The organism is Bradyrhizobium sp. ISRA436, from assembly GCF_029910015.1.
Classification (GTDB): domain Bacteria; phylum Pseudomonadota; class Alphaproteobacteria; order Rhizobiales; family Xanthobacteraceae; genus Bradyrhizobium.
Window position 1 is genome coordinate 4,340,334 of record NZ_CP094519.1, and the last position, 12,178, is coordinate 4,352,511.

At 65.1% G+C, this 12,178-nt stretch carries 11 protein-coding genes; 2 read left to right on the forward strand and 9 right to left on the reverse strand.

All coding sequences use genetic code 11. The features are described 5' to 3' along the window. Nucleotides 1-36 precede the first annotated feature (36 nt). The gene (locus MTX23_RS20610) at nt 37-1,221 is read right to left on the reverse strand and encodes a TIGR03862 family flavoprotein (RefSeq protein WP_280978129.1); all 1,185 of its coding nucleotides are present in this window, start codon (nt 1,219-1,221) and stop codon (nt 37-39) included. A gap of 221 nt (nt 1,222-1,442) precedes the next feature. Between MTX23_RS20610 and MTX23_RS20615 the strand changes: the two genes are divergently transcribed. After that, on the forward strand, nt 1,443-2,597 hold the full coding sequence (locus MTX23_RS20615; RefSeq protein ID WP_280972038.1) for an IS4 family transposase: 1,155 nt from the start codon (nt 1,443-1,445) through the stop codon (nt 2,595-2,597). A gap of 64 nt (nt 2,598-2,661) precedes the next feature. Here the strand turns inward: MTX23_RS20615 and MTX23_RS20620 are convergent, their stop codons facing one another. The 8 genes from MTX23_RS20620 to MTX23_RS20655 form a co-directional block, all read right to left on the reverse strand. Further along, on the reverse strand, nt 2,662-3,579 hold the full coding sequence (locus MTX23_RS20620) for an SDR family NAD(P)-dependent oxidoreductase (protein ID WP_280972039.1): 918 nt from the start codon (nt 3,577-3,579) through the stop codon (nt 2,662-2,664). Nucleotides 3,580-3,702: 123 nt separating this feature from the next. After that, the gene (locus MTX23_RS20625) at nt 3,703-3,849 is read right to left on the reverse strand and encodes a hypothetical protein (RefSeq protein WP_280972040.1); all 147 of its coding nucleotides are present in this window, start codon (nt 3,847-3,849) and stop codon (nt 3,703-3,705) included. A gap of 211 nt (nt 3,850-4,060) precedes the next feature. Then, nucleotides 4,061-4,540, reverse strand: coding sequence for a MaoC family dehydratase (locus MTX23_RS20630; protein WP_280972041.1), 480 nt, complete (start codon nt 4,538-4,540; stop codon nt 4,061-4,063). 4 nt (nt 4,541-4,544) lie between these two features. Beyond that, the gene (locus MTX23_RS20635) at nt 4,545-6,278 is read right to left on the reverse strand and encodes an AMP-binding protein (RefSeq protein WP_280972042.1); all 1,734 of its coding nucleotides are present in this window, start codon (nt 6,276-6,278) and stop codon (nt 4,545-4,547) included. Nucleotides 6,279-6,422: 144 nt separating this feature from the next. Continuing rightward, nucleotides 6,423-7,310: a 3-hydroxyisobutyrate dehydrogenase gene (gene mmsB / locus MTX23_RS20640; protein WP_280972043.1), complete on the reverse strand. Its 888-nt coding sequence runs from the start codon at nt 7,308-7,310 to the stop codon at nt 6,423-6,425. Between the two features lie 26 nt (nt 7,311-7,336). Continuing rightward, nucleotides 7,337-8,419 carry an enoyl-CoA hydratase/isomerase family protein gene (locus MTX23_RS20645; RefSeq protein WP_280972044.1) on the reverse strand — a complete coding sequence of 361 codons (1,083 nt, stop codon included), beginning with the start codon at nt 8,417-8,419 and terminating at the stop codon, nt 7,337-7,339. After that, nucleotides 8,416-9,561 (reverse strand): isobutyryl-CoA dehydrogenase, encoded by a 1,146-nt coding sequence (locus MTX23_RS20650; protein WP_280972045.1) that lies wholly within the window; start codon nt 9,559-9,561, stop codon nt 8,416-8,418. The genes MTX23_RS20645 and MTX23_RS20650 overlap by 4 nt, the downstream gene beginning before the upstream one ends. A gap of 22 nt (nt 9,562-9,583) precedes the next feature. Continuing rightward, nucleotides 9,584-11,080, reverse strand: a complete 1,497-nt coding sequence (locus MTX23_RS20655) for a CoA-acylating methylmalonate-semialdehyde dehydrogenase (RefSeq protein ID WP_280972046.1) — start codon at nt 11,078-11,080, stop codon at nt 9,584-9,586. Between the two features lie 120 nt (nt 11,081-11,200). On the opposite strand from MTX23_RS20655, the gene MTX23_RS20660 reads away from it, so the two are divergent. Then, nucleotides 11,201-12,115 carry a LysR family transcriptional regulator gene (locus tag MTX23_RS20660; protein WP_280972047.1) on the forward strand — a complete coding sequence of 305 codons (915 nt, stop codon included), beginning with the start codon at nt 11,201-11,203 and terminating at the stop codon, nt 12,113-12,115. Nucleotides 12,116-12,178 lie beyond the last annotated feature (63 nt).

The following is a 12,178-nucleotide window of genomic DNA, read 5'->3' on the forward strand; positions in this document are numbered from 1 at the left end:
CTGTCCGCACGCAAGCATGATGGGTTTCGCTTCGCTCTACCCATCCTGCAAATCGAGCCAGTTGAGCGCGCCCTTCCCCGCGGCGGCGCCGGTTGCGAACGAGGCCTGCAACAGATAGCCGCCGGTCGGCGCTTCCCAGTCGAGCATCTCGCCGGCGGCGAAGGTGCCGGGCAGCCGGCGCAGCATGAAATGATCGTCGAGTTCGTCGAACCTGATCCCGCCGGCGCTCGAGATCGCGCGCGCGATCGGCGCCATACCGGTGATTTGAATCGGCACCGCATTGATCATCGCGGCGAGATCGGCCGGCGGCAACGAGGCCAGCGGCCGGCTCGAGGCGATGGCCGTCTCCTGCAACAACCCGATGCCGACGGGCGAGAGCTGCGCGGCCTTGCGCAGGAAGTTGGACAGGGATTGCTTGCCCTTCGGCACCGACAGCCGCGCGGCCAATTCGCCCGTCGTAACATCAGGGCGCAGCGCCGCGTGAAGTGTTGCAGCTCCCTTCGCCAGCACCGCCTCGCGCAGTTCAGCCGACAATGCGTAGATCGCACCGCCTTCGATGCCCGCGCCGGTGATGATTGCCTCGCCGCGCACGGTGTGCGCGCCGATCATCAATGCGACGCCCTTCAGCGGCTGGCCCTCGAAGCGATCGCGGAAGACATTGGACCAGGCGACGGTGAAGCCTGAGTTGGCCGCTTTCATCGGCGCCACGGCAAAGCCCTTCGCGGCCAAGATCTCCGTCCATGCGCCGTTGGATCCAAGCCGCGGCCAGCTCGCGCCGCCGAGCGCGAGCACGGCTGCGTCGGCATGGACCACGCGTTGACCATCAGGCGTACCGAACAGCAGTCCGCCCGCCTCGTCCCATCCGACCCACCGGTGGCGGAACGCGAACCGGACACCAGCGGCGTCGAGCCGCCGCAGCCAGGCGCGCAGCAGCGGCGATGCCTTGAACGCCTCGGGGAAGACGCGGCCACTGGTGCCGACGAAGGTCGGCTGTCCCAACGCCTCGCACCACGCGCGCAGGGCGTCAGGCGGAAACGCCTCGACCGCGGCTTTCAGGTGCGGCATCGCCTCGCGATAGCGCGCGAGGAAATCCGGCAGCGGTTCAGAGTGGGTGAGATTGAGCCCGCCGCGGCCAGCCATCAGGAATTTGCGGCCAGCCGACGGCATCGCGTCATAGACGGTGACATCGGCACCATCAGCCGCAAGCACCTCCGCCGCCATCAGGCCGGCGGGGCCGGCTCCGATGACGGCGGCGTGTTTGGCGGATGACGATGACATGCTGCGAGAATAGAGCGAATCCGCGTCACACAAAATCGGTCGTCATGCCCGGGCTTGACCCACGGCTGTCCGGTTTAAATTTGGTGGACAGGGCGCATGGCGTGGATTCTTCTGCGGTCTTGAGCATCGCCAAATGTTCGAGACACGCCAGGAAGGTCCCCGCCATGCGCCACCACAATACAGTATTTCACGGCATTCTGAACTTGGTGCCGTGGAGTGTTTTGGATCGGCTTGTGGACAGATATCGCGCCAACAAGCGGGTACGCCGTCTCAGCACGCAGAACCAGTTCGTCGCGATGCTGTATGCGCAGCTGTCTGATGCCCAGAGCTTGCGCGCGATCGAAGCATCTTTCGAGAGCCATGCCACGCGGCTCTATCATCTCGGAGCGCGAGAGCTGTCGCGCTCGACCCTGGCTGACGCCAACGCCAAGCGTTCCAGCGCGGTCTTTACCGCGCTGTTGTCAGAGCTGATGGGCCGCTGCGAGCGTGACCTCGCTGGCAAGCTGGCGGGCGCAGTGTATCTGGTTGATTCCACGGGCTTTCGGCTGACCTCCCTGAGCGCCGAGTGGGCGCGGTTTTGTTCCGGTGTGCACGGGGTCAAGCTGCATATCGTCTATAATCCAGACCGCGAGCGGCCGAGTTTCGCCGAGCTGACGCCCGCCAACGTCAACGACATCACCGTCGCCAAGGCCATGCCGATCCGCCCCGGGGCCACCTATGTCTTCGATCTCGGCTACTATGACTATGGCTGGTGGGCCCAGCTCGACAACGCGGGATGCCGCTTGGTCACACGGCTGAAGGTCAACACACCGTTGGTGGTGACGGCCGAGAACAAGGTGCCTGAAGGCTCCTGCGTGCTCTCCGATCGCATCGGTCTGTTGCCCGCAAGGCAGGCAAAGTCCCGCAAAAACCCGTTCAAGGATCCGGTGCGCGAGATCACGGTCCGCACCGAGACAGGCAAGATCCTGCGTATCGTGACCAACGACCTCGATGCCCCGGCCGACGAGATCGCCGAACTCTACAAGCGCCGCTGGCAGATCGAGCTGTTCTTCCGCTGGATCAAGCACACGCTCAAAATCCGGCACTTCTTCGGCACGTCGGAGAATGCCGTCCGCATTCAGATCGCCATCGCATTGATCGCCTTCTTGCTCTTGCGCATGGCCCATACCGCCCAAAGCAGCGTCGAGAATCTCCTGACCTTCACACGTCTGGTGGCTCAGAACCTCATGCACCGGCGGCGGATTGATCGTCTCCTCGATCCGCCGCCCCCGATCATCAAAGACGACCGCCAGATGAGCCTCAGCCTAGGCCAAATTTAAACCGGACAGCCGTGGGTCAAGCCCGGCCACGACGAGTGTGTGCGTTGAAAGGGCGGTGCGTCCCTTACAACTTGATCCCCGCGCGCGCGGCGGCCTGGGCGACATATTTCTGCGTCTGCTCGAACGCGCCCTGCAGCGCCTTCGCGGTCGACATATCGCCAATCTCGTTGAAGTGCGCGGCGACCGCGTCGGGCGTCCACTCGGACTGCGGCAGGTTGACGCCTTCGGTCTCCAGCACCTTGATGACGGCAAACGAGCCCGCACCCGCGCCCATGATGGTGCGGGTCGGCGCGTCCTCGCTGAGCAGGAACTCGACCGCCGGCGTGATCGCTTCCGGCTTCATCAGCGCCAGTGCCTGCGGCGGCAGCAATTCCTCGGTCATGCGGGTCGCGGCGGTGGGCGAGATCGTGTTGACCTTGATGTTGTTCTTGCGGCCTTCCTCGGCGAGCACGTTCATCAGGCCGACCATGCCGGCCTTGGCGGCGCCGTAATTGGCCTGGCCGAAATTGCCGAACAGGCCGGACGACGACGTCGTCAGCACGATGCGGCCGTAGTTGCGCTCGCGCATGCCGGCCCACACCGCCTTGCAGCAGTAGAAGGTGCCGGTGAGATGCACGTCCAGCACCTTGGCCCAGTCAGCGACCTCGAGCTTGGCGAACGACTTGTCGCGCAGGATGCCGGCATTGGCGCACAAGAGATCAACGCTGCCCCACTCCTTGGTGGCGCGCTCGACCATCGCGGTGACCTGCTCGAAATTCGAGACATCGGCGCCGTCGGCCATCGCGGTGCCGCCCGCCTTGCGGATCTCCTCGACCACCGTCTCGGCCGGCGACAGCGAGCCGCCAGTGCCGTCGCGCGCGCCGCCGAAATCGTTGACCACGACCTTGGCGCCGCGGCTGGCGAGCGCTAACGCATGCGCCCGTCCGAGACCATTGCCCGCGCCGGTCACGATAGCGACGCGTCCGTCAAACCTGATTGCCATACCTTGCTTTCCCGGGTTTCATCGTCATGTCCGGGCTTGACCCGGGCATCCATCAAAACGAGGACGCTTTTGAACAAGGATGGATGGCCGGGTCAAGCCCGGCCAATATGGCCCCGGGGCGCGCTACACCGAAGGGCTGACCGATCCGCAGGGCTTCAAGGTTTTGATCAGGTGCCCGTTCCAGCACTCGTGATGCTCTTGGGCGAAGCTAATGAGGCCAATCACAATCAAAGCGACTACGACAAGTCCGGCGACGATGTTCTGCACCATGGCTGCCACTCCCGGGACCGCACCGCCTAACGGAGGATGATGGACACCAGGGATCATCGCCGTCAATGCGCTATGTGGACCAAGCGAGCAACGCACCACCTATGAAGGCAAGTTGAGCCGGGCTCGCTCCACCTCTCCCGCTTGCGGGCCCGCAAGTGGGAGAGAGAGCGCAGTCTCTTCGCGGCTGCTATTCACCCGATCTCATGACGCCTTAGTTGAAATAGATCAGGCCGAGCCAGTCGGCGACCAATGCGGGCTTTTCCTCGCCCTCGATCTCGACCGTGACATTGGTCCGCGACAGCAATTCCTTCGGCTTGCGCAGCGTGGCTTCCGCCAGCACGAAGCGGCCGCGGACGCGCTTGCCGGAGCGCACCGGCGAGATGAAGCGCAGCTTGTCGAAGCCGTAATTGACGCCCATCGCCGTGCCCTCGACGACCGGCATCACCTCGTAGGACATGATGCTCATCAGCGACATCGTCAGGAAGCCGTGCGCGATCGTGGTGCCGAAGGCGGTTTCCTTCCTGGCGCGCTCGGGATCGACATGGATGAACTGATGATCCTCGATCACGTCGGCATAAGTGTTGATACGGCCCTGATCGATCAGGTGCCACGAGGACACACCGATCTCCTTGCCGACCATGCCCTGGTAGGTTTCCAGGGACACCGGCGGCTTCTTCCAGACTTCGTTCATTTGGCTAACTCTCCGAACCCGACGACCGCACCTTCTGCAGCTCCGGGAATTCTTCCTCGCGGAACTCCTGTCCGCGCAACGCATCGCTGCGATTATCGTCATGTTCGAGCCGGCGCAACTGCACTCGGCGGATTTTTCCCGAGATCGTCTTGGGCAGTTCGGTGACCAGTTCGAGCTTGCGGATGCGCTTGAACGGCGCGAGGCGTGTATGCAGGTGCTTGAAGATCGACAGCGCCGTCTCCGGCCTGCGCTCAACGCCGGACACCAGAAGCACATAGGCTTTCGGGATCGCCAGCCGGATTGGATCCGGGCTCGGCACGACGGCGGCCTCCGCCACTGCATCGTGCTCGAGCAGCACGCTTTCCAACTCGAACGGTGAGATCCGGTAGTCGGAGGATTTGAACACGTCGTCAGTGCGGCCGACGAAGGTCAGATACCCCTCGTCATCGGCGAACACGACGTCGCCGCTGCGATAAATGTCGCCGTCGGCGCCGCCGAGCTTGCCGTCGTCGCCCTGGTAGCCCTGCATCAGGCCGGCGGGCCTGTCGGCGCCGAGCAGCAGCGTCACCTCGCCTTCGCTCGCCGGATGGCCGTCATTGTCGGTGACCTGGACGCGATAGCCCGGCAGCGGACGGCCCATCGAGCCGACCTTCACCTTCTGTCCCGGCGAGTTACCGGCGAGCGCCGTGGTCTCGGTCTGGCCGTAGCCATCACGGATGGTCAGTCCCCAGGCCGCCTTGACCTGGTCGATCACTTCCGGATTGAGCGGCTCGCCCGCGCCGCAGACCTCGCGCAGCGAGACCTTGTAGCTCGCAAGCTGCTCCTGGATGAACAGCCGCCACACCGTCGGCGGCGCGCAGAGCGTGGTGACGCCGCAGCGGCCGATGATGGCGAGCAATCCCTTGGCGTCGAAGCGCGGCTGGTTGACCACGAACACGCAGGCGCCGGCGTTCCACGGCGCGAAGAAGCAGCTCCACGCATGCTTGGCCCAGCCGGGCGAGGAGATGTTGAGGTGGATGTCGCCGGGCTGCAGCCCGATCCAGTACATCGTCGAGAGATGGCCGACCGGATAGCTGCGCTGGCTGTGCCGCACCAGCTTCGGCTTCGCCGTGGTGCCCGAGGTGAAATAGAGCAGCATCGGGTCGTCGGCCTGGGTCGGGCCATCGGGCGTGAAGCTCTCGGGTGCCTTGGCGGCGTCCTCGAACGGGAGCCAGCCGTCGGGCGCCTGTGTCGCGCCGATCACGATGCGCACAAGCTTGTCGCTGCCGAGGCCTGCGAACTTCGCGACCTGATCCTGCGTGGCAACAACCGCCTTCGCCTTGCCGCGGTCGAGCCGGTCGCGCAATTCGTCTCCCGTCAGCAGCGTGGTCGCGGGGATCACCACGACGCCGAGCTTGATCGCCGCCAGCATGGTCTCCCAGAGCGGCACGACATTGCCGAGCAGCAGCAGCAGATGATCGCCACGCTTCAGCCCCTGCGCACGCAGGAAGTTCGCCACCTGGTTGGAGCGGCGCGACAGTTCGGCGAAGGAGAGCTTCGTCTCGCTATTGCTGGCGGCATCGACGATCCACAGCGCCGGCCGGTCGCGGCTGTCGGGATTGCACGCCAGCTCGGCATCGAACCAGTCCAGCGCCCAGTTGAATGGCACCGCGTCCGGCCATCGAAACTCTTTGACCGCGGTATCGTAGTCGGCCCGATGCTTGAGCAGAAAAGCGCGTGCGTCCTGAAATGTGGTCATCTTCTTCCGAGCCCGTCGAGTGGCAACCAGCGTCAGCTGCAAGCGTAGCCCGGATGGAGCGAAGCGCAATCCGGGGCCGGTCCGCGCCATGGCTGAAACTGTCCCGGATTTCGCTGCGCTCCATCCGGGCTACGAGTGAAGCCGCTACTTTCCAGCAAGGCTCCGAACGTGCTGGATAATCCCGGAAAAGTCGACCCCGCCATGGCCGGTTGCGTCGAAGGTCTTATAGATCTCCTGCGCATGCTGGCCGAGCGGCGTCGCCGCGCCGGCGGTCCTGGCCGCGTCCTGCGCCAGCGTCAGGTCCTTCAGCATCAAATTGGTGGCGAAGCCCGGCTTGTAGTCGTTGTTCGCCGGCGAGGTCGGCACCGGGCCTGGAACCGGGCAATAGGTCGTCAGCGACCAGCACTGCCCCGACGAGGTCGAGGCGACGTCGAACAGCGCCTGGTGCGACAGACCGAGCTTCTCGGCCAGCACGAAGGCTTCACCCACCGCGATCATGGAGATGCCGAGGATCATGTTGTTGCAGATCTTCGCCGCCTGCCCTGCGCCGGCGGCGCCGCAATGCACGATCTTCTTGCCCATCTTCTCCAGCACGGGCTTCGCCGCCGCAAACGCCTTGTCCGCGCCACCGCACATGAAGGTCAGCGTCGCGCCCCTAGCGCCGCCGGTGCCGCCCGACACGGGAGCGTCGACCGAGGCCATGCCGTGCTTGGCCGCAAGCGCGTGCGCCTGCTTGGCGCTTTCGACGTCGATGGTCGAGCAGTCGATGATCAGCGTGCCCTTGGCCATCGCCGGAAGAACGTCGTTCCAGACACCGAGCACATGCTTGCCGGCCGGCAGCATGGTGATGACGACGGCGGCGCCCTTCACCGCGGCAACGCCGCTGTCGGCGATCGCGGCGCCGTCTGTCTTGGCCTGGTCGCGCGACGCCGCGACCAGATCGAACGCGGTCACCTTATGGCCGGCCTTGACCAGGTTGGCCGCCATCGGCCCGCCCATGTTGCCCAATCCGATGAATGCGACGTTTGCCATGGAAGTTTCCTCCGCTTGCGACGTTTCTATTTGCTGTCTGGAAATGTCAGTTCGTCGGCGCCGATCTCGGCGAAGTAAGGCGCCACCATCTCCGGCGTCACGTCCTCGATTCGCGGCGGCGACCATTTCGGATTGCGGTCCTTGTCGATCACGGCGGCGCGCACGCCCTCGCGGAAGTCGTCGCTGGCGAATACCTCGAGCGCGGCGCGATATTCGCGCACCAGACACTCCTCCAGCGTCGCGGCAGTCCGCGCCAGCCGCAGCAGCTTGAGCGTCACGACCATGCCGCGCGGCGACTTCTCGCCCAGCGTCTTGAGCGTCGCCTGCGCAAGCTCCGATCCGTCAGCCTTCAGCGCGGCAACGATCTCTTCCATACGGTCATGCGCGAACCAGCCATCGATCTTCGCCTGCAGCGCAGCAATGGGACCTGACGCCTCGCTGGTCGCAAATCCACCGATCAGCGCATCGATCGCGGCCGATGTCGTGCCCGGTCCAACCTGTGTCAGCGCCTCGCGCAGCGCCGCGAGCTTCGCGCTCGGCACCACGGCATCGGCGAACCTGGCGTGGATCGCGTCGGGACCATTCATGGTCGTGCCGGTCAGGCCGAAATAGGTCCCGAGCTCGCCCGGGGTGCGCGAGAGCAGATAGGTGCCGCCGACATCGGGGAAGAAGCCGAGCCCGACCTCGGGCATCGCAAGCTTGGTCTTCTCCGTCACCACGCGATGACGGCCGTGCGCCGACAGCCCGACGCCGCCGCCCATCACCAGGCCGTCCATGAACGCGACATAGGGCTTCGGATACTCCGCGATCCGTGCATTCATGATGTATTCCTGGCGCCAGAACACCTTGCCGAGGTCTCCCTTCACCTTCGAGCTCTCGTAGAGCCCGCGGATGTCGCCGCCGGCGCACAGCCCGCGTTCGCCTGCGCCCTCGAGCAGCACCACGGCGACTTCAGGATCGTGCTCGAACCGGTCCAGCGCCGCATCGATGCCCTCAGACATCTCCAGCGTCATCGCATTGATCGCCTTCGGCCGGTTGAGCCGGATCACGCCCAGCGCCCCTTCTCGGCGAACGATCAGGTCGCCGTCCGCAGCCGCAGCATCATTCATCGCGCGCCCTCGATCATCTTGCGCGACACGATCAGCCGCATGATTTCATTGGTGCCTTCGAGGATCTGGTGCACGCGCAGATCGCGCACGATCTTCTCGATGCCGTATTCGCTCAAATAGCCGTAACCGCCGTGCAGTTGCAGCGCCTGGTTGGCGACCTCGAAGCCGACATCGGTGCCGAAGCGCTTGGCCATCGCGCAGAGCATGCCGGCGTCGGGATCCTTGCGGTCGAGCGCGGCAGCGGCGCGCCACAGGAAGGTGCGTGCGGCCTCCAGCTCGGTCGCCATGTCGGCGATCTTGAACTGCAGCGCCTGGAATTCGTCGAGGCGCTTTCCGAATGCCTTGCGATCCTTCATGTAGGCCAGCGCCTTGTCGAGCGCCGCCTGCGCGCCGCCGAGCGAGCACGCCGCGATGTTGAGGCGGCCGCCGTCGAGGCCGGCCATCGCGATCTTGAAGCCGATGCCCTCCTCGCCGAGCCGGTTCTCGACCGGCACGCGCGCATTCTCGAACATGACCGCGCGAGTCGGCTGCGCGTTCCAGCCCATCTTGCGCTCATTGGCGCCGAACGACACGCCCGGCGTCTTGCCGTCGATCACCAGCGTCGAGACGCCGCCCGGCCCGTCGCCGCCGGTCCGCACCATCGCGACCAAAAGGTCGGTGCCGCCTGCGCCGGAGATGAACTGCTTCTGGCCGTTGAGGATGTAGTGATCGCCATCGCGCACCGCGCGGGTGCGGAGCGCAGCGGCATCGGAACCAGCGCCCGGCTCGGTCAGGCAGTAGCTCGCCAGATACTCCATGGTGCAGAGCTTCGGCAGCCACTTCCGGCGCTGGGTGTCGTTGCCGTAGGCATCGATCATCCAGGAGGCCATGTTGTGGATCGAGATGAAGGCCGACGTGGTCGGGCAGCCGGTCGCCAGCGCCTCGAAGATCAGCGCCGCGTCGAAGCGGGTCATCGCCGAGCCGCCGACATCGTCGCGGATATAGATGCCGCCGATGCCGAGGCTCGCAGCCTCTCGCATCACGTCGACGGGAAAATGCTTCTTCTCATCCCACTCGAGCGCGTGCGGCGCGATCCTCTCCGCCGCAAACGCCCGTGCCATGTCGCGAACCGCGATCTGGTCCTCGTTGAGAGCGAACTGCATCTCGCCGCCCACGATGAAGATGTCACTTCATCGTCGGGATCGAGAACTCCGCGCCCTCCTTGACGCCGGACGGCCAACGCGACGTGACCGTCTTGGTCTTGGTGTAGAAGCGGATCGAGTCCGGACCGTGCTGGTTTAGATCGCCGAAGCCCGACTTCTTCCAGCCGCCGAAGGTGTAGTACGCGATCGGCACCGGGATCGGCACGTTGATGCCGACCATGCCGACATTCACCTTGGCCGCGAAGTCGCGCGCCGCGTCGCCGTCGCGGGTGAAGATCGCAACGCCGTTGCCGTAGTCGTGGTCGGACGGCAGCGCCAGCGCCTCCTTGTAGTCGTGGGCACGCACCACCGACAGCACCGGGCCGAAGATCTCTTCCTTGTAGATCCGCATGTCCTTGGTGACGTTATCGAACAGCGAGCCGCCGAGATAGAAGCCCTTCTCGTAGCCCTGCATCTTGAAGCCGCGGCCGTCGACGGCGAGCGTGGCGCCTTCCTTGATTCCGATGTCGATGTAGTTCTTGACCTTCTCGACCGCCTCGCGCGTCACCAGCGGACCGTAATCGGCCGACGGATCGACCGAGGTGCCGATCTTGAGCGACTCGACGCGCGGAATCAGCTTTTCCATCAGACGGTCGGCGGTGGCCTTGCCGACGGGCACCGCAACCGAGACCGCCATGCAGCGCTCGCCGGCCGAGCCGTAGCCGGCGCCGATCAGCGCATCGACAGCCTGGTCCATGTCGGCATCGGGCATCACGATGGCGTGGTTCTTGGCGCCGCCGAAGCACTGGCAGCGCTTACCGGTCTGGGCCGCGCGCGTGTAGATGTATTCGGCGATCGCGGTCGAGCCGACGAAGCCGATCGCCTTGATATCAGGATCGTCGAGGATGGCGTCGACCGCTTCCTTGTCGCCGTTGACGACGTTGAGGATGCCGGCCGGCAAGCCCGCCTCGATCATCAGCTCGGCAAGCCGCATAGGCACGCCGGGATCGCGCTCGGAGGGCTTCAGGATGAACGCGTTGCCGCAGGCGATCGCGGGCGCGAACTTCCACATCGGGATCATCGCCGGGAAGTTGAACGGCGTGATGCCGGCAACAACTCCCAGGGGTTGCCGCAGCGAATAGATGTCGATGCCGGGGCCGGCGCCTTCCGTGTACTCACCCTTCATGAGGTGCGGAATGCCGCAGGCGAACTCGACCACTTCGAGGCCGCGCTGGATGTCGCCCTTGGCGTCGGGAACGGTCTTGCCGTGCTCGCGTGCGAGCAGCTCAGCGAGCTTGTCGTAGTCGCGCTGCACCAGTTCCAAGAACCGCATCATGACGCGGCCGCGCCGCTGCGGGTTGGTCGCCGCCCATTCCGGCTGCGCGGCCTTGGCGTTCTCGACGGCTGCGCGGACCTCGGCCTTGGAAGCCAGCGCCACCTTGCCCTGGACCTCGCCGGTCATCGGCTCGAAGACGTCAGCCGTGCGGCCCGAGCTACCCTTGACCTCCTTGCCGCCGATGAAATGTCCGATTGAGCGCATGGATAACCTCCCTTGAAAGACCTGAATCGCCAGCCTGCCGGCGAGATCGCTTTACAAACCCTATTGACCCTGCATTTTATAGGATTCAAGTCCGATAAATTGCACCATAGATGTGCGGAAATGCTGGATCAAGACGGCGGCACAATCGACTGGGACGACTTCCGCTTCGTGCTTGCCATCGTGCGCGGCGGATCGGTTTCGGCCGCCGCCAAGCAGCTCGGCGTCGATCATGCCACAGTGATCCGGCGTGTCGACCGGCTGGAGCGTCACCTCTCCGCAAAACTGTTTGATCGCCGCAAGACCGGCTACCTGCTCACCGAGGCCGGCCAGCGCGTCGCCGACAGCGCGGAGGCCATGGAATCCACCATCGTGGCCAACCAGGAGGCGGTCGGCGGCTCGCGCGCGCATTTGACCGGCACGGTGCGGATCGGCGCCCCCGATGGGTTCGGCAGCCACTTCCTGGCCTCGCGGCTGGTCAAGTTCGCCGAGCGGTATCCCGATCTCGACCTGCAGCTCGTCGCGACCGCCCGTCTGTTCAGCCTGTCCAAGCGCGAGGCCGACATCGCGATCAGCCTGACCATGCCGAAGGAAGGCCGGATCGTCGGCCGCAAGCTGCTCGACTACACGCTCGGGCTATATGCCGCACCTGCCTATCTCGCGCAGGCGCCTGACATTACCGGACGCACCGACCTGCCGAAACACCGCTTCGTCGGCTACATCGAGGAGCTGCTGTTCACGCCGGAACTGGACTATCTGCCGCTGGTCTCGTCGAAGATCTCCGCCAGGTTCCGCAGCGCCAATCTGATCGCCCAGCTCAACGCGACGATCGCGGGCTTCGGCATCGCCGTGCTGCCGCACTTCATGGCAACCGCGCACCCGGAATTGCAGCCCGTGCTGCCGGACGAGGTGCGGATCTCGCGCACCTTCTGGCTCTTGATGCACGCCGACAGCAAGGACCTCGCACGCATCCGCGCGGTGGCCGACTACATCTACGAGACGGTCGAAGCCGAGCGCGCGCTGTTCGGCGGGCCGTGATGATGGTGCGCGCAGTTCCATCCGCGTCATTGCGAGCGCGGCGAAGCAATCCATAGGGCAGCT